The following is an 18119-nucleotide window of genomic DNA, read 5'->3' on the forward strand; positions in this document are numbered from 1 at the left end:
TTTTCTCTTTTATTACTTCTTCTTAGGAAGGCTCCAAGGGAACAACCAAATTTGTACCCATTGAACAGACTTAAATAACAGGAGGCTGATAATAGATAGGAAGATCAAACCAGCAAACGCCTGTGGGATCTTAAAGAAAGACGTGGAGAATTGAATGAAATAGCCCAAACCTTCTTCTGCTGCCACGAATTCGGCCACTACAGCGCCAATAATCGCCAAGGTGATTGATACGCGTAAACCACTGAAAATATGGGGGATCGCATACGGAATACGAATTTGCCACGTTTCACGGTAACGAGGTGCGCGTAAAGATTGGCTCAGTTCGATCATTTCTGGTGGTGTTTCCAACATGCCTGTTGTGGTTGAAACCACCAAAGGAAAGAAGGTGATCAAACAAGTAATCAAGACGCGAGATGGGTCATCAGTGCCAAGCAATACAATGATCAAAGGCGCAACGGCAACCACTGGTGTTGATTGGATTACAATCAAAGCAGGGTAGAGTATTCGGTTCATCAATTCAGAGCGCATCATGCCAATAGACAAAGGCAAAGCGATACAAATTGACAGCACAAAACCCATTAAAGCTACACGTAAGGTGGCCCAAAGGTGGGTTATCCAACGGGAAAATTCTACATCAAAAAAAGCGGTAATAATCGCAGAAGGCGAAGGTAAAATATAATTCGGTACATTACCAAACTGACAAATAAGTTCCCATAAACCAACTAAGCCAATAAAAAACAAAGCTGGTGCAAAGCGGTTGGCTTGATATTGAATCCAAGACTTAAGCGGGAGTGTTTGGTTCATAAATATATCCTCGGATTAAGTCAGTTAATTCAGCAAAGCGTGGCGAGTTAATGGTTTTTTGTGAGCGTGGGCGAGGCAGATCAACATCGATCATATCCAATACTGTGCCGGGGCGTTTACTCATGACCAAAATACGATCTGACAACAACACGGCTTCAGTGATTGAATGAGTGATAAACAATACGGTTTTAGGATGCTCTTTCCAAATATCCAACAAATCGAAACCGATCTGTTCACGGGTCAAAGCATCCAACGCAGAGAAAGGTTCATCCATTAATAATATGTCTGGATTCAGTAGCAAAGCACGAATAATACCGACACGTTGTTGCATACCGCCGGATAATTCATCAGGCATCTTGTCAGCGAATTGTGTTAAACCTGCCATTTCGAGAAGCTCGTTGGCACGCTGCTCGTCACTGGCTGAATAACTGCCGTATTTGTGTTTCAGTGGAAACAACACATTTTTGCGTACGGTTAACCAAGGCAGTAAGTTGGCTTTTTGAAAAACAATACCAACGTCATCACGAGGTTCCGTTACTGGAAGGTTAAAAACAGAGACATCGCCATGGGACGGAATTAAAAGTCCCGCCACCATACGTAATAATGTGGACTTACCACAACCAGAAGGGCCAACCACCGCCACGAATTCGTGGCGATGAATGTCAAGATCAATGTCTTGCACAACCATTGGCGTATCAGGGCTAGGGTCATATTTATGACCCACACCTTTCATACTCACATAAGCGGCTTTTTTGTCGTCGCTTGAGCTACCTGAAAAACCGTCTGAAGTGTTATTTGAAACTTTATCCATTCAGTTATTACTCCGGTACAAACTTGCTGTTTACAACAGTTGATGGATCAAGAGCATCAAGTGTTAAGCCATTTGCTTCAGCAACATATTCCCAAGTTTTTTGAATACGTGCTGGAGTGAAGTTACCAAAACCATCTTTTTTCGTGACATCGTTATAAACCAAGTTGGTGATGCTTTTTAGCTGAGCAGAAACAATCTCGGCATCGACTTCTGGTACCATTTTATGAAGATCTGCACCGGCTTTATTTGGGTATTGATAAGAGAACTCAATGGATTTAGCAAAAGCTTTGATGAAGCGCTTTGCAACATCTGGACGTTCTTCCAAGAATTTTTCTGATGCTAATAGAGAAGAACTATAAAGTGATAAACCAGAATTAGACCAAGGCATCTCGATAATTTCTTTACCGGCCTCTTTTGCTTGTGCTTTAAACAAGGCAGTATTTGTTACCCATGCGATGATGGCATCAGTGTTACCTGTGATCATCATAGGAGAAAGTGCGCCTGGATCAGATTTTACTAGTTGGATATCGCTTTCTTGCAAACCGTTTTGCTTCAAGACTAAAGGTAGAAATGCGTTAGAAGAGGTAAAAGGTGACGTAGCTACTTTTTTGCCTTTCAAATCAGTGATGGATGTAATACCACTGTCTTTCAATACGAAGAAAGCGTGAGGTGCTTGAGTGAAGTACGGCAACACTGCAACCACTGGTACATCATCTTGTGCTCTTGCGGCCATTAAAGCGCCAATGTCTGAACTACCAATGTCAGATTGACCGGTCGCCATTTTCGTTAACGCATCGGTAGAACCACGACCGCTGGCAATTTTGACTTCCAAGTCTTCATCAGCAAAGAAACCTTGTTGAATACCCACATAAACAGGAGCCTTGTCGCCACCTGGTAACCAATCTAATTGAAAAGTGACCTTGTCCGCAGCCATAGCAGAAGTGCTGGCGATGAGGCTTGCTAATAAAGAAAGACGAAGAGTGGTTTTCATTGCTGTTTTCATAAAATTCTCCAACAGAGATAAGGGGTTAGAATCTTTTGTTTCACATGAAATGTATGTAGCAACAAGTGTTCCATGTTTTAAAAATACAATTAAAACAATTGGTTATGTTTATATTTTGAGAGGGTGGTGCGTGTTTTTAGTGAAGTGGTGCGACCTTGTGATCTAAAATGGTGCAATAAAATGAAGCTATTTAAGTGAAATATATGGTGTGATGATGTAAATGTTTCATAGGAGGGAGAATAAATGACTTTTTTCTTAGATCATTCTATTCCTGATTGAATAAGGTTATTTTATTGGTAAATAAATATCGGTGAGTAATTCATGTTCATTCACATCATGGCTGAAATTTACATAATGAAAAAACACGGGAAACTCTCGACATTCTGCATTGTTTTTCGGTAACCATTCTCGATATAAATAATAAACGCTTTCGCTCAAATTATCTCGATCTCCAGTATGACGGATAACAGCGCAGCGGCCTGCGGGAATGGTTTTAGTGGTAATGCCATAATTATTTTCAGGAACGTCTTGATCAATAGAACCACAGAGATCGAAACGAAAGTCTTCAGGTTTTACCGTCTTAGGGTCGGAGTAGGGAATACCGTAAGTGTTGCTGGATTTGATAGGCGATAATTTACTTTCTTTACGCCATGTCATAAATTTCATTGAGGTTTCATAATGTAATTCAGGTCTACCATGATGTCTTAGTGCGGCTACCTTGGTGTCTTGGAAGTCAATTACTCTTACTTGAAACTCTCTTTTTACTTTACCAATTGAGATAAGGGTTTTCTTATGCCATTCCTCCCATTTGGGTGCGGTTCTGAACTGAGAAGGTGTTTGCCCAAATTCTCGTTTAAAGGCGCGAGAAAATGCTTCGGCACTTTCAAATCCTGCTTCAAAAGCAATATCGATGATTTTCATATTGGCTTTAAAAACCAGCTTATAAGAAGCACGTTTTAGGCGAGATATTTGTATGAATTTAATTAGACTGAAACCAGTATAAGAGGAAAAAATACGATGAAAATGATATTTAGAAAAGCCAGACACTAGGCTTAAAATGTCCAACGACAGTTCCTTATCAAGGTTTTGATTGATGTAATCGCATACTCTTGTAATGTTTTGATTATAGTGACTCATTGAGCTTGTTTTATCTTTTTTTATCATTTAAAAAACAATCCTAACGGATTCCCATCTTGTTTTTTACGCTGATACAAAACTCCTATTGTTAAAAGTAATGCAAGTACTTCAGAGCTAGGGCCTGCTAGCCAAATACCTAGTTCATCTATTTCTATCGGTAAGATAAAGATGAGCGGTAGGGTAAATAAATAGATTTTAGACAACCTTAAAATTGCTGCTCGTTTAGCGTCTCCCATTGCTTGAAATACCACACCAATCATCATCAATGGCCCCATAAGAAATAGTGTGGTGGTCATGATGGGTAAAATCCGGCTTACCTCAGCATTCACGCTATGACTTTCGACAAACACAAACCCCAACTGTCCCTTAAAAACAAAGATAACAAGCTGACACAATAGGCAATAAGATAATGCCATGATCATGGCGATTTTAATGGCGCTGTTTGAACGTAACCACTCTTGCGCACCTATGTTATTCCCCAAAATGGTTTGAAACGCCATGCTCATTCCCAATAATGGAAGAAAGATAAAGGTGGTTAAACGAGTGATAATTCCATAAGCAGCAACGGTCGTACCGTAATTACTGGAACCCCAAATTTGTAGATTATATAAAATCGAAGCTGAAACTAATGCGACACCAATATAGGTTAGGCTGACAGGTGTCCCTAAAGCTAAGAAGTTCGACCACAATGTCCGTTGAGTCGTGAAATGAGCAACAGAGATGTTCAATGCATTAGTGGTATAACGACGGAAAAGATATACAGCAAATAATGATAATGCCTGTGCTAAAAGCGTCCCATAGACAGAGCCTGCAACGCCAAACTCCAGCTCAGCAATAAAAATGTAGTTAAATAAGGCATTTAGTAAGACAGACAATAAAGGAATCACTGCCATAAAAGCCATTTTGCCTTCGCAGCGTAAGCTGTCGCTGTTTACGGTAAGAATGAAGAGTAAAGGGGAGCAAAAGATTAGTAAGGATAAGTAGTCGTAACTCATTACAGCAAGGTTTGTTGAGCCATTGTTAACAAATAAGATCAATTGATCTCCAGCAATAATAAACAAGATGATTAAAACCATACACACAAGAATAGAGAGCGTGATGGCTTGTGCAAAAGCATTTTTCGCTTCTTCTATTTTGTTGGCACCTAGTAATCTTGCCATTACGCTAGAAAAGCCATTTGAAACCAAGCTAGATAAAGCCACCAAAATCATAAAAGCAGGAAAAACAGACGTCACCGCTGTTAAAGCTTCAGCTCCTACATATTTACCCAAAAAATAAGCATCGACTAAAGCAAAGGAGCCGTTTACTAACATCATAAAAATAATGGGCGCAGCGGTTTTTAGAAACACGGAAGGCAAAGACCCTGTGAGGAAAAGGTTGTTCGAAGGTGCAGTCATTATTTCTATCCCTGATTGAATATAGTTATTTTATAGGCAAATAAATGTCGGTGAGCAATTCATGTTCATTCACATCATGAGCAAAATTTAAAAATTGAAAAAACACAGGGAAGTCGCGGCATTCTACTTCTGTGTTGGTTTGTGGAAGCCACTCTTTATATAAGTAATTAATGCTCTCACTCAAGTTTTCATAGCTTCCTGTATGACGGATAACAGCACAGCGACCTGCTGGAATGGTTTTAGTTTGAATGTTATAAGCGTTTTCTGGCACATCGTGCTTAACCGTGCCGCAAAAATCGAAATAGAAATCCTCCTCTTTTACCACGTTGGGATCTGCATAAGGAATACCATAGCTAAGGCTTGTTTTGACCGGTGAAAGTTTACTTTCTTCTCGCCAGGTCATAAATTTTTTCGATGTTTCATAATATAGATCAAGGGAGCCATGATGCTCCAGAGTGGCAACTTTGGTGCTTGGGAAATCGACAATTTTCACATCAATTACTCTATCTGGTTTTGACACAGGGATTGGTGTTTGTGCCTTTATATACCATTCCCGCCATTTAGGTGCTTGTCTAAATTGCGAAGGTGTTTGTCCGAATTCTCGTTTAAAAGCGCGAGAAAAGGCTTCTGAGCTTTCAAACCCGGCTTCCAAACTGATGTCGATGATTCTCAAATCAGTTTTAAAAATCAGCCTAAAAGACGCACGCTTAAGACGTGAAATACGAATGAAGCGTATGACACTAAAACCAGTGTAAGAAGAAAAAATCCGATGAAAATGAAATTTAGAAAAGCCCGATACTGCAGTCAAAATATCTAAGGATAATTCGTCATCAAGGTTCTGGTTGATGTAATCACATACCCTAGAAATGTCTTGGTCATAGTTAGCCATTTAGACGGTTTACCTTTTAAATTTGATACAGATGTTATTGCCAATCAATATTGGCAGAAAGAATGAGCATAAGCTTGATTGAAATTGCTTTCTATTAACTTCATGAAATCAAGCTTTGGTAGACGCGAATGAGTGAAGTATGGGGATTGACGAATAGTGTTATTATATTTGCCGCTAACATAATTTTTCTTTTCAAGGCGTTTTGTTCATGTTTTACCTTAAAAAATTGTTATTTTTGTTCGACTTTTCGGCATTAAAATCTACGGAATTTCGGCACTATTTTTTTGCTTCTTGGTTTTCTACGCTTGCTGTCTGGATGGGACGATTTATGTTTGGTTGGCTGGTTTGGGAAAAAACCGAGTCATTTTTTTGGGTGGGAATTATCAGCTCGGCATTATTGGTTCCGACTTTGATTATTACGCCTTTCTTCGGTGTTGTGTCGGATCGTATTGATTTGCGAAAAGGCATGTTGGTTTGGCTTTCTAGCCAGTCGTTGGTATCTCTTGCTGCGTTTGTCTTGTTTGTTTTTTTCTCGCCTTCTTTATGGAGTTTGTTATCACTGGGTTTTATTTTTGGTTGTGTTGCATCAGCAGGTTCGCCTTTACGTATGTCTTTGATTCCTCGATTGGTGAGTAAAGATGTTTTACCTAATGCCGTTGGTTTAGGGGCGATTATTTTCAACTCGTCTCGAGTTATTTCACCTGCTCTTGCAGCGGTGTTACTGACTGTTATCGCGCCAGAATATATTTTCCTTATTGCTGCTATGTTGTTTTCCATAGCTGTTCTTTTTAATTCGCGCCTGAGTAATTTGCCACCCGCTAAGCGTGAGAAAAAGCAAAGTAAATTTGAAGATTTAATCAAAGGTTTTCGTTTCGCTTATCAATCTGATTTTATTTTTTTAATGTTAATAATGACATTGATTAACAGCCAAGTAGGGCGGGCTTTGCTGGAGTTACTGCCGGCTTTGTCAGGAACTTTTACTCAAGGTCAACCAGAAGATTTGGCACTGTTAACTGCTTGTTCGGGGGCAGGGTCCATTTTTGGTGCTTTGTTTATCTCACGTCAAAAAGGCGATAAACAGCGTCTGATGTTACTCATTATGTTTGCGATGTTGGGCACAGCGTTAGCGATTCTCCCTATATTACTAACACCGCCAATTATAATTTTAAGTGCTTTAATTTGTCTGGTTAGCTTATTAATGACAGTGGTAGGTGCTGGCTCACAAATACTTATTCAACTCTCTACTCATGATGAAATTCGCGGTCGAGTAATGAGTATCTGGATTATGATTGCCCTTGGTGGACCTGCAATCGGCGCATTTTTCATGGGCGCAATTGCCGAATTTGTTAGCTTTAATCTGATGTTACTACTGATGTTCAGTTTGGCTTGTTTTGGTGCTATTTGGTTGGGGTATAAACGGAAAATAGTATTGTTAGAAGAGAGTGTTATTTAATCGTCTGACTGTGAAGCGAGTTTCTTATAGATGGCATCTTTGTCTCGTTTACCTATGGCAAGCATATAAATCACGATTTCATCATCTATCACTTCGTACTAATGTTTATTTGCAAAAAAAGAAATAAAACAAAGTTTGTACGATTGGTCAGACTTTTGCATAATCAAGTCAAATAGTTTTGAGGAGAATGCTTTGAAGTTTGTATTGAATGATAAGCTGATAGAAGATAATACGCTGCCTAGCGACTTTACAGCCTTGCGTTATCTACGCGAGAAGCGCGGCTTAACAGGCACAAAAGAAGGCTGCGCATCCGGTGATTGTGGTGCGTGTACGCTCCTTGTTGGTGCGCTAGAAGACGGCGAGTTGAAATACTCGACTTTCAATTCTTGTATTACACCGATTCAATCTCTTTCTGGTAAACATCTAGTTTCAGTTGAATATCTGTCTGAATTAAGCGGCAAAGCGAGCGGTGAATTGCATCCTGCTCAACAAGCCATGGTTGAACACCACGGTTCCCAATGTGGTTTTTGTACACCCGGGATTGTTTTGTCTCTCGCTGGGCTTTATGAAAATAGCCAATCTTCTGATAAAACCATAGACCGCGAGTCTGTGTGTGATGCCATTTCTGGTAACTTGTGCCGTTGTACGGGTTATCGTCCTATCATCGATGCTGGTTTGGATATGGTGAAAACCGCTGAAGACAATCAGTTTGTCGAACTCATGAGTAAAAACGAGAAGATTAAATCTCAACTCTCAGCGATGAAAGAAGCGGTCTCATCTGAAAAACACCTATCTGAAAATAACAGCGCAACTTATTTACAGCCAACCACATTAGCAGAATTGCTACAGGCAAAAGCTTCCCATGCTGACGGGACTATGATTGCTGGTGGTACGGATTTGATGCTGGAAAACACCCAACGCTTCCATGACTTTGCTATCTTGATCGATGTGTCCCAAGTCGCTGAGTTAAAACAAATTCAAGGCAATGGCAGCACGTTAACCTTGGGGGCATCTGTCACTTACAGCGAATTAGAAAATTTCAGCAAAACTCGCTACCCACACATTTACAACTTGCTTAGCCGTATTGCCTCTCGACAAATTCGTAACCGTGGCACCATTGGTGGCAACGTGGCGAATGCCTCGCCAATCGCTGATTTACCTCCTTTGTTGTTGGCGTTTGATGCAGACATGCAATTAGTCAAAGTCGATGGCAGCAAACGCGTCGTAAACATTAACGACTTCTACCAAGGCTACAAAACCACTCTGCTAGCAAAAGATGAGTTGATCGAATCCTTCTCGATAGATTTGAGCAAACTCAATGCGTTCCATCGCTTCTATAAAGTCTCCAAACGTATGGAAGACGATATTTCCAGTGTGATGCTGGCAGTTCGTTTTGAATTAAACGATGACAAAATCAGTGACGTTCGATTCGCCTTTGGCGGCATGGCAGCAACGCCGATTCGTGCTGTAAAAGCAGAGCAATCCCTGATCGGTCAAAGTGTGAATGACGAACCAGCGTTAGCGCAGGCTATTGAAAACCTAAGAAACGAATTAACGCCATTAAGTGACATGCGAGCCAGCTCTCGTTATCGACTTGATATGGCCTGTAACTTGATCAAAAAAGCATGGTTAGAATTAAACGGCACGCAGGTTCCGACTTTCTCTGGGCACCCTGTATCTGACTCCTTGTTAACCCTTGGTTATGAATTGCCCTCTAATAAGGGACAAGGAACACAAGAAAAAGGAGCGTCTCATGCGTAAACTTCCAAATAATTTAACGCTTAATAACCAATCGACTGATACGAAAGGCGCGCGCTTGCCCATTCATGAATCGGCGATTAAGCACGTGACAGGCGATGCGGTTTATATTGATGACATGCCTGAATGGCCAAACGAATTACACATAGCGACAGGTAAATCCACCGAAGCGCACGCGGACATCGTGAGTATCAACCTAGACAAGGTGCGTGCGCATCCTGGTGTAGTCGATGTGATAGTACAATCTGATATTCCAGGTGAAGTGGATGTATCGCCTGTATTGAGTGGCGATTTATTGTTGGCTGGGGATTTTGTCCATTTTATTGGTCAGTCTATTTTTGCGGTAGCGGCAACCAGTTTACGAGCAGCCAAACAAGCGGTTGAATTGGCGGAAATCGTCTACAAACCCAGAATAAGCACCTTGCATCCGAAGGAATCTCTTGAACGCCAAGAGTTCGTTTTGCCAACCCATACGATTCAATGTGGTGACGTAAAATCTGCGATGGCGTCTGCGCCTCATAAAATCAAATCAGATCTCTACATCAAAGGCCAAGAGCACTTTTATTTAGAAGGCCAAATCAGTGTTGCCGTGCCAAACGAAGACGGTGGTGTTTTAGTCTACGCTTCCTCCCAGCATCCTGCGGAAGTACAAAAGTTGGTCGCGAAAGTACTGGGTTTATCTGTAGCACAAGTCTTGGTCGAAGTTCGACGTATGGGCGGTGGTTTTGGCGGTAAAGAATCTCAAGCGGCCGTGTTAGGTTGCATGGCGGCGGTGCTGGCAATCCGTAATCGTTGTCCGGTTAAATACCGTATGCCGCGTCAGGATGACATGGTGCAAACCGGTAAACGTCACGATTTTTGGAACAGCTACGAAGTTGGCTTTTCCGAGGAAGGGGAAATCCTTAGCGCCGAATACGACATGGTCGGCAAGTGTGGTTGTACGGCGGATTTGTCCGATGGCGTAGTCGATCGCGCCATGTTCCATGCAGACAACGCTTATCACTTACCGAATGCACGCATCAGTGGATATCGAGGCAAAACTCATACCGTTTCAAATACCGCATTCCGTGGTTTTGGTGGACCCAAAGGCGTGTTGTTGGCCGAAGCCGTTGTAGAAGAAATTGCCTGTACCGTCGGTAAAGACTCACTCGATATTCGGAAGCTAAATTGCTATCAAGAAGGCAAAACGAAAACCCCTTACGGACAAGAAGTTGAAGAAGATGTCTTGTTAACCTTGATCGAAGAGTTAGAAGAAAGCTCGGATTATCGAGCGCGTCGTCAGGCGATTAATGAATTCAACAAACAAAGCCCTTTCCTTAAAAAAGGCTTGGCGTTAACGCCGGTTAAGTTTGGTATTTCTTTTACCTCAAAACACTTAAACCAAGGCGGTGCTTTGATTCACGTTTACACCGATGGCAGTGTTCAAATTAGCCACGGCGGAACGGAAATGGGCCAAGGTTTGTATACTAAAGTCGCGCAAATCGTCGCGAAAACCTTTGGTATTGATTACCAGCGTGTCAACGTTTGTTCAACTCGAACGGACAAGGTACCAAATGCTTCGCCAACCGCTGCATCCGCAGGCACAGACTTAAACGGCATGGCAGCGCTGGATGCAGCGAGAACCATCAAAGGCCGTTTGCAAGAATTCGCCATGGAGCATTTTGGTATCGCAGCAGACGAATTTGCTATTGAAGATGACTCCGTGATGCTTGGTAATGAAACGATGAGCTTTCCTGAATTCGTCAAACTCGCTTACATGAACCGCGTGTCTTTGTCGTCTACTGGATTCTACAAAACGCCAAAAATTGGTTATGACAGAAAAGCCGCGAAAGGCCGACCATTCTTGTATTTCTCTAATGGCGCGGCAGTGTCCGAAGTCATCGTTGATACTTTCACAGGCGAATACAAGGTCACGCAAGTGGACATCTTGCACGATGTGGGTGATTCCATAAATTCTGACATCGACATTGGTCAGATCGAAGGGGCCTTTGTTCAAGGTATGGGTTGGTTAACATCGGAAGAACTTAGCTGGGATGAAAAAGGTCGTATTACCACAAACAGTCCTGCGAACTACAAAATCCCAACGTCGGCGGATGTTCCAGAAAAATTCAATGTGAAATTGTTCGACCGCGCCAACAGTGAAGAATCGGTTTACCGTTCTAAAGCCGTTGGTGAACCGCCATTAATGCTGGGTATTTCGGTTTGGTGTGCATTAAAAGACGCATGTGCATCTGTGTGTGATCATAAGTTTTCGCCACCTTTGGCAGTGCCTGCCACACCAGAAGCCGTGTTTTACAGCATGCAAGCGGCGCAAGAATTTGTCGCTAACGCTTCCACTAATAAAGCCAAAGCTGAAAACGCCTAAGGAGTCATACTATGATGTCTTCAATGAGTTGGATTCAAGCATTAGCCGAAGTCGAGAAAGCAGGGCAGGCGTGGGTGATTGCGACTGTCATTGGCACGCAAGGTTCTGCGCCACGGGAATCGTCCAGCAAGATGATCATCACGGCTGATCACACATTCGACACGATCGGCGGCGGACAGCTGGAATACCTTGTCTGCCAAAAAGCCCGTGATATGTTGAATGGTGGCCATACTGGTGCTTCCCACGTATTGGAAAACTTTCCTCTAGCGGCGAAAACCAACCAATGTTGTGGCGGCGCGGTGAGCGTGTTGTTGGAATACTTCCCAGAACCCGCCACCAAAATCACTATATTTGGAATGGGACACGTAGCGACAACCTTGGTCACTGTTTTAGGTGAAATGCAGGCGAAAATTTCATGGGTAGATAGCCGTGAAAACTTAGCGAATGAACGCAGTCACCAAGCTTTATCATCGAACACGAATACACATTTGTATCCGTCCATGCTCGATCATATTGAAAAAATGGCACCAAACGAAATTGCCCTAGTCATGACCCACGATCATGCGTTGGATTTACAATTAGTCGAGGCTTTATTGGATCGAAAAGACTGCCGGTTCATCGGTTTAATAGGTTCACAAACCAAAGCCTTGCGCTTTAAAAAACGCCTCGCCAGCGCATCGTTCAGCCCAGAAGAAATTGAATCAGTGCATTGCCCAGTTGGCTTACCAGAAATCGAAGGCAAAAAGCCCTTCGAAATCGCCATCTCCATCGCTGCGCAAATCATCCAAATCACCCAACAAAATAAAACGGAAACGAAAAAACGCAGCGGCCTAACGTGGAAAGAAATCAACAACACCCTAAAACAAGAAACCGTAATCTGACATCTATCCAGTTTCTTCCCCCTTTTCTCTTCAAGGGGAAGACGGAAGATGGGGTTGTGTCTTGACCCAGACTAGCGCGGGAGTTATTTGAAAACACCATTTTCATTTTTCGTAATATTACTTTGTAGGTCGAGCTTTAGCTCGACACTGGAAATCTAAATCCCTTCTTTGTATTTAATTGCTTTATTTTTATACATCATAATAGCTGATCAATTGGACTGTCAGTGCCAGCAAAATGCTGCCCAATAACATGAGTATAGATTTGAGTGGTAGAAACATCGTTATGGCCAAGTAATTCTTGCACCGTTCTAATATCTCGTCCTGCCATTAATAAATGAGTTGCAAAGGAATGACGAAATGTATGGCAGTTCACTCTTTTTCTAAAATCTTCGCTTCTGCTACGGCTTTTTTTAATGCCTTACGAGGAACTGAGTCATGCAAATGGTGACGGCATAATTCGCCAGTAACAGGGTGTGAGCAGATTGATATGGATGGAAATAAAAACATCCAATTGAGTTGACGAAAAGCGTTTGGGTATTTTTTACCTAAAGCGAAAGGTAAAGAAGGGCCATAACCTTGTGAATTATCTTCTTGTTGGATTTTCTGAACATGACTTTTCTGCTTATTGATCGACTCTGTTAATTTACGACTTAAGATTGTCGTCCTATCTTTATTTCCCTTACTGCATCGAACAATTAAGCTTCCTTGATCTAAGTTGATGTCTTGAATACGAATCCTTAAACATTCGCTGATTCTCAGCCCTGAGCCATAAAGCAGAGAGAATATTAAATGATCTCTTTCATTTAAAACGCTGAGTATGTTTTGAATGTCATTAGCCGCTAAAACAATAGGCAAGCGACGACCTTGCTTAGCATGCTGAAAGCCTAAATCTCCTAATGGTTGATCCAACAGCTTGTTATAAAGAAAAGCCAATGCATTTAAGGCGGATTTTTGAGTGTTAATCGCAACATTTTTTTCTACAGCAAGGAAAGAAAGAAAAGTACGAACTTCTTCTGCACCCATATTGGCAGGATGCTTTAGCTGGTGAAAACGTATGAAATACTTAATCCAATACAAATATGTTTTTTCAGTTTTAAGACTGTAGCCTCGTAATCGAAGTTCATTACGAATAGAGTTAAGAAAAGGGCTTGAAGACATCACACACTCCTTGTGGATAAAAATAAACAACTGTATAAATATACAGTTTATTTTTAAGGTAGCCAAATTTATGCGCGTTTTGTCTAAAAAATAGTCACTGTTTTGCGCGTTTGTACTGGCCTGTAAACAAAAAGTCTTTTAGTATCAATGGATAAGAATTTTCAGTGCAGGGATAACGCGCTGTGAATAAAAACAATAACGCGCACGCTCGTTTATCCATTTTTGAATTTTGTGAATAGCTTTATAAAATACTAAGAATTCAGTTAGTTATAGGGATATTTAGGCAGTTTTTGAAATGTGTAAACGCGCATGCGCACTATTAAAATGTTAAATGCCCAAGGACGCTCGTGGATATTCTAAATAATCGAGAAATTGCAATTGCGTTATGGCTTCTGGCAATTTCGGTTTACATTTTTTCTTCCTCAAAAATGGCGGAGGTCAGAAATGCCTTCAAAGGAGTCCTGGCAGCTTTATTTGTTAGACAAATAATGTCCGTCCTTTGTTTGATGGTTGCCTACATGGCAATTGTCATTTACTGGCTTTCTGAGTTGGAACTATGGAATTTTGAACAGCTAAAAAATAGTGTTTTTTGGTGCGCTTCTGTTGGTTTCATGTCGCTATTTAAGCTTGAAAATATCAAACAAGATAAGCATTTTTTCAAGCAGTCAGTTTTAGATAACTTGAAACTACTAGCGATTCTTCAATTTGTCGTTGGTGTATATACTTTCTCTCTTTGGGTCGAGGTTCTGTTAGTTCCTGTTTTGGCATTATTGGGAGCGATGCTGGCTATTGCTGAAACCGACAGAAAACATCATCAGGTAAAGGTTTTTCTAGAATATTGCCTATCTTCTTTCGGGGTGGTCTTAATCGTTTACACTTTGTACATGTTAATGACCAATTTTGGTGAGTTTGGGAAAGAAAAAACTGCATACGACTTCTTTGTTCCACCATTGCTGACTCTCTGTTACTTACCATTCGTTTTCTTTATGTTGGTTTATTCAACATATGAGCAGGTCTTTGTTCGTCTTAGGTTTTCAATAAAGAGCCGATTCCATAGATATGCGGCTAAACTCTATGCATTTATATTGTTTAATGTTCGGCTCAGTCTGCTTGAGCGATGGTCATTTGAAGTCACCAAAGCAAACATAGAGTCACACTCGGATCTGATTGATACCTTTAAATATATATTTAAAGTGAGATATTCTGAGAAAAATCCAAAGGAAGTACCAAAAGAGCAAGGTTGGAGCCCTTACAAAGCCAAAGAATTTCTCGTAAACGAAGGGTTGAGCACTGGATTCTATAATAGATCTTTCGAAGAAGAATGGTTTGCATCATCCCCAATGGAAGAATTTAGCGATGGTATTATCCCAGATAATATCGCTTATTATGTTGAAGGTTCTGAAGACGTTGCAAAAGTACTGAAGCTTAAAGTGAACGTGAATGATGCTTCCAGAACCCATCAGGCATGTGAAAAGTTAGGAGCTATGGCAGAAGCTTTGAGTATTTCTAGCTTAAGCCTACCTTTATCCAATGAGATGAAAAGTGCTATTTCAGGTTGTAATTCATATTCTGAGAAAGTTGATGATAAAACAATCGCCTTGGTTGTAGAGCATTGGCCAAATCATAAGTTTAATGGGTTTGATCTCAAACTCCTGATATCAAGCATTTAACAAAGCGCTGCTGCCGGACAAATTTTCCGCTGCGCTCCAAATTTGCCGCAGAGCGAGGCGTTAAGCATCACAAGGAGAACAGATGCAATCTTCACATATAATAATAGTATCACTACTAATCGCAAACCTTTCAGCAACTATTTGGTTTGGTGTAAACAAGTCAGTGGAAGTAAATAGATCTAGTTACCAAGGTGAACTAAATAGTTCCTTGCCTTCAATACTAAATGAGAATGTTCGCAACAGCTTATATACCAATATTAAAGAGAATTTTAACAATCGTGATTATGATGCCCTCTATGATGTGTTTGGCGCAGCTTCAAAAGCGCAAATGGATAAAGGTGAATCTATTCAGGTGTTTGAGAAGCTAGCGTCTTACTTTGTTAAAATAATTGATGGAGCTTATTCAAACTCCGAGTTTATATCTCAGCGCGGAGATACGAAGTACTACAAACTTAATTATGCAATCAAATTATCAGAAGAAAGTAAATTTGGACAGTCGGGTACTTTAACTGTGACAGTTGCAATAAGAAATGATGGATATGAAGTATATGCATTTAAAATTAATGCTGGCTGATGCTTAACAAGCACATTAAATCGGAACAAAAACAGCGTGCCATGTTTCGTTCCTCAACAATTTTGGCACACAATTTTTGTCCGCTTATGTGGGCGTTATGTGAAAGTCAGTTTCTCAAAAGCTCAAATTGAAATTCTGAGAAACGATTAAGGTGCACTAATTGTCTAGTACACCACTTGCAAGGTTATCTATTTCTTTAATTTCTTCACGAACTTGTAAAGGATTTTTGTGCAAGGCGGCCTTAACTTCTCGATAGGTAATCCACTTTTCAATGGTTAAGCCTCGATCTTGGAGCTTATTTTGAATAGCACGTTGAGCACCTGTTTCACCGATTTTATTTACGAGCTTATCGTAATCACTATTGTCACGAAGTTCGGATGCAGTGCCTTTTAGGTCATTAATATCTTTTTTGATTTTATCTAGCATTTTGTTTACCTTTTTATTGAAATGTTGGAGTTCAAATTGAACATTTCAACTTTATAGAAGATGGGAAGTAGAGCCCACCGGAAATCTGATTAGACACTTGCTTTCGGATAAATTTTAAGACTTGTAAGTAGGGATTATGTATACGACACCAAAATTTACGTCACTTATCGAGTTCATTGTTATTTCACTAGATGTATTTGAGGGGAGAAATAGAAAAAAACTATTCTCTGAATTGAAAACATTTTCCGCTAAACAAGTTTATTTTGATGAAGTCTTCGATAAATTAAAAATTGTACTTGATCTATCTGATTCTGATATTGATCTAATTTCTCAATCTTTCATTAAAATTGAAAACGTTCTTTCTCAACTGAGAAGTATTCCTCTGTATACAGATATATCTAAAAGTGAAGGGGAAGGTTATTTTTTTAATCAATTTACACTGCCTTATATAAAGCAGTTTTGTTATTTTGTTTCTACTAAAACAAACTGCGATTTCTTTTTAGCTTTAGATATGTTTTTATTTTCTAACAATCAGTGTAATGACTTAGATGCTATTATTTCACTTTTAAAAATAAAGGTTACTTCTGAAATAAAAGATGTTGATGAACAGTGCTTAAAAGAATTTAAGGGTATATTAACAAAAATTGATAGCCGTTCGTTCCCATCTAGGGCTACAATTGATAAATATGTCGGTCAACTTAGTCAGGAAATATTGACTATTGAAAATGAAAAAATAGCGCATTGTATTTCATCTAAAATATACTTTACCTTCCTTTCCGCCAAAGTTGCTTTTTGTATATCTAAGTACAATTGTCGCCTTAATTTAGAGGGAGTAGAAGTCGATTTCACTATTAACCAAAAGAGTATTTTGTTTAATAATGAATATACATTCAATGTTGGAATTCCTGGTACAGATGATTCATATGTAAATAATGTTAACTTTGAAGTTTGCAAAAATAGTTTTCTAAGTAAAGTAAATAATAATGATCCAGTATCTTTTCTAAAAAGTAATGGAACAAGAGCTCTTTGGAATTTCAAAGATGGAATATTTTTTTCATATGCCTTTAGAGAACAATTAATGTGGGACATCAATAAAAATCGAGTTGATGAAAAGCAAATTGATAGTGCGATTAAATTAATTATTCCCGAGTTGAGAAAACGGCAAATAGGTCATGATGGTGTTAATATTGGGGTAATGTTGATGGCAATGAAGATCTCATTATCTAAAACGATCGTTAATAACTCCCTTGAGCCTTTGATTAATTTGATTATCGATAATTTACAGAAGCATAGTATAATTAATCGAGTGGCTAACACACCTTTCGGTAAATATGTTCAACCAAGTTTTAATGCAAGCCTGATAAATATTTATTTGGCTGTTCGTATGTTTAACGAAAGCATATCTAAAGGAGTATTAAATACTAGTGTGTGTAACCCATTGTCTCCACTAGATGAAAAGTTAAATATATATTTCGAGAAAAGCTATTTAACGAAAAAACAAATAAATAGCAAATCTGTAAAAACAGAAAAAATAACAACTTATGATGCATTAAAAAATATTAGTTATCTTCTTTTGTCTTTTGGCTTAGACGATAGCACTAGTATGACTATGGAAGGTTATACAGATGTTCTTGTATCTAAAGCTGGTAGCGGAATTAATAAATATCTTTCATTATCTAATTTAGAAAAGAAAAACGTCTTAAAGTCAATTAGTCCAGACGAGTTTTCTTTGGACACTAAAGCCGTATAAGGGATATTAGTAATGTTTGCTGAAGTTAGCGAGTATTACAATA

At 39.8% G+C, this 18119-nt stretch carries 14 protein-coding genes and 1 pseudogene; 7 read left to right on the forward strand and 8 right to left on the reverse strand.

Annotated elements, in window-relative coordinates; translation table 11 throughout:
- Positions 1–12: 12 nt before the first annotated feature.
- The 6 genes from AC0L3Y_RS12430 to AC0L3Y_RS12455 all read right to left on the reverse strand — a co-directional run bounded on the left by AC0L3Y_RS12430 (position 13) and on the right by AC0L3Y_RS12455 (position 6041).
- Complete coding sequence (locus AC0L3Y_RS12430; protein WP_473463747.1) at positions 13–804, reverse strand: ABC transporter permease; 792 nt, start codon at positions 802–804, stop codon at positions 13–15.
- On the reverse strand, positions 782–1615 hold the full coding sequence (locus AC0L3Y_RS12435) for an ABC transporter ATP-binding protein (protein ID WP_473463752.1): 834 nt from the start codon (positions 1613–1615) through the stop codon (positions 782–784). The genes AC0L3Y_RS12430 and AC0L3Y_RS12435 overlap by 23 nt, the downstream gene beginning before the upstream one ends.
- Positions 1616–1622: 7 nt before the next feature.
- Complete coding sequence (locus AC0L3Y_RS12440) at positions 1623–2618, reverse strand: ABC transporter substrate-binding protein (protein ID WP_473463757.1); 996 nt, start codon at positions 2616–2618, stop codon at positions 1623–1625.
- Positions 2619–2903: 285 nt separating this feature from the next.
- Complete coding sequence (locus AC0L3Y_RS12445; protein ID WP_473463762.1) at positions 2904–3782, reverse strand: AraC family transcriptional regulator; 879 nt, start codon at positions 3780–3782, stop codon at positions 2904–2906.
- Positions 3779–5152 (reverse strand): MATE family efflux transporter, encoded by a 1374-nt coding sequence (locus tag AC0L3Y_RS12450; protein ID WP_473463767.1) that lies wholly within the window; start codon positions 5150–5152, stop codon positions 3779–3781. The genes AC0L3Y_RS12445 and AC0L3Y_RS12450 overlap by 4 nt, the downstream gene beginning before the upstream one ends.
- A gap of 25 nt (positions 5153–5177) precedes the next feature.
- Positions 5178–6041, reverse strand: a complete 864-nt coding sequence (locus AC0L3Y_RS12455) for an AraC family transcriptional regulator (RefSeq protein ID WP_473463772.1) — start codon at positions 6039–6041, stop codon at positions 5178–5180.
- 208 nt (positions 6042–6249) lie between these two features.
- Here AC0L3Y_RS12455 and AC0L3Y_RS12460 point away from each other — a divergent pair, with 208 nt between their 5' ends.
- From AC0L3Y_RS12460 to xdhC, 4 genes are all read left to right on the forward strand, one after another.
- A complete protein-coding gene (locus AC0L3Y_RS12460) occupies positions 6250–7494 on the forward strand; it encodes an MFS transporter (RefSeq protein ID WP_473463778.1) in 1245 nt (414 codons plus the stop codon).
- Positions 7495–7686: 192 nt separating this feature from the next.
- Positions 7687–9255, forward strand: coding sequence for a xanthine dehydrogenase small subunit (xdhA, locus tag AC0L3Y_RS12465; protein WP_473463783.1), 1569 nt, complete (start codon positions 7687–7689; stop codon positions 9253–9255).
- Positions 9248–11617 (forward strand): xanthine dehydrogenase molybdopterin binding subunit, encoded by a 2370-nt coding sequence (xdhB, locus tag AC0L3Y_RS12470; RefSeq protein ID WP_473463788.1) that lies wholly within the window; start codon positions 9248–9250, stop codon positions 11615–11617. The genes xdhA and xdhB overlap by 8 nt, the downstream gene beginning before the upstream one ends.
- An 11-nt stretch (positions 11618–11628) precedes the next feature.
- Positions 11629–12498: a xanthine dehydrogenase accessory protein XdhC gene (gene xdhC / locus AC0L3Y_RS12475; protein ID WP_473463792.1), complete on the forward strand. Its 870-nt coding sequence runs from the start codon at positions 11629–11631 to the stop codon at positions 12496–12498.
- Between the two features lie 196 nt (positions 12499–12694).
- On the opposite strand, the pseudogene AC0L3Y_RS12480 reads toward xdhC, so the two are convergent.
- Positions 12695–13656 (reverse strand): annotated as a pseudogene (locus AC0L3Y_RS12480) (integron integrase).
- Between the two features lie 347 nt (positions 13657–14003).
- Here AC0L3Y_RS12480 and AC0L3Y_RS12485 point away from each other — a divergent pair.
- Together AC0L3Y_RS12485 and AC0L3Y_RS12490 are read left to right on the forward strand one after the other, a co-directional pair.
- Positions 14004–15326, forward strand: coding sequence for a hypothetical protein (locus tag AC0L3Y_RS12485; RefSeq protein WP_473463796.1), 1323 nt, complete (start codon positions 14004–14006; stop codon positions 15324–15326).
- Between the two features lie 82 nt (positions 15327–15408).
- Positions 15409–15900, forward strand: a complete 492-nt coding sequence (locus tag AC0L3Y_RS12490; RefSeq protein WP_473463800.1) for a hypothetical protein — start codon at positions 15409–15411, stop codon at positions 15898–15900.
- A gap of 156 nt (positions 15901–16056) precedes the next feature.
- On the opposite strand, the gene AC0L3Y_RS12495 is transcribed toward AC0L3Y_RS12490, so the two are convergent.
- Positions 16057–16326, reverse strand: coding sequence for a hypothetical protein (locus tag AC0L3Y_RS12495; RefSeq protein WP_473463803.1), 270 nt, complete (start codon positions 16324–16326; stop codon positions 16057–16059).
- Between the two features lie 136 nt (positions 16327–16462).
- Here AC0L3Y_RS12495 and AC0L3Y_RS12500 point away from each other — a divergent pair, with 136 nt between their 5' ends.
- Positions 16463–18076 carry a hypothetical protein gene (locus AC0L3Y_RS12500; protein ID WP_473463808.1) on the forward strand — a complete coding sequence of 538 codons (1614 nt, stop codon included), beginning with the start codon at positions 16463–16465 and terminating at the stop codon, positions 18074–18076.
- Positions 18077–18119: the final 43 nt, after the last annotated feature.

The sequence above is a fragment of the Marinomonas sp. GJ51-14 genome (assembly GCF_055808695.1).

Coding starts and splice junctions, on each gene's coding strand:
- AC0L3Y_RS12430 (WP_473463747.1), bottom strand. CDS start 804: ATGAACCAAACACTCCCGCTTAAGTCTTGGATTCAATATCAAGCCAAC.
- AC0L3Y_RS12435 (WP_473463752.1), bottom strand. CDS start 1,615: ATGGATAAAGTTTCAAATAACACTTCAGACGGTTTTTCAGGTAGCTCA.
- AC0L3Y_RS12440 (WP_473463757.1), bottom strand. CDS start 2,618: ATGAAAACAGCAATGAAAACCACTCTTCGTCTTTCTTTATTAGCAAGC.
- AC0L3Y_RS12445 (WP_473463762.1), bottom strand. CDS start 3,782: ATGATAAAAAAAGATAAAACAAGCTCAATGAGTCACTATAATCAAAAC.
- AC0L3Y_RS12450 (WP_473463767.1), bottom strand. CDS start 5,152: ATGACTGCACCTTCGAACAACCTTTTCCTCACAGGGTCTTTGCCTTCC.
- AC0L3Y_RS12455 (WP_473463772.1), bottom strand. CDS start 6,041: ATGGCTAACTATGACCAAGACATTTCTAGGGTATGTGATTACATCAAC.
- AC0L3Y_RS12460 (WP_473463778.1), top strand. CDS start 6,250: ATGTTTTACCTTAAAAAATTGTTATTTTTGTTCGACTTTTCGGCATTA.
- xdhB (WP_473463788.1), top strand. CDS start 9,248: ATGCGTAAACTTCCAAATAATTTAACGCTTAATAACCAATCGACTGAT.
- xdhC (WP_473463792.1), top strand. CDS start 11,629: ATGATGTCTTCAATGAGTTGGATTCAAGCATTAGCCGAAGTCGAGAAA.
- AC0L3Y_RS12490 (WP_473463800.1), top strand. CDS start 15,409: ATGCAATCTTCACATATAATAATAGTATCACTACTAATCGCAAACCTT.
- AC0L3Y_RS12495 (WP_473463803.1), bottom strand. CDS start 16,326: ATGCTAGATAAAATCAAAAAAGATATTAATGACCTAAAAGGCACTGCA.
- AC0L3Y_RS12500 (WP_473463808.1), top strand. CDS start 16,463: ATGTATACGACACCAAAATTTACGTCACTTATCGAGTTCATTGTTATT.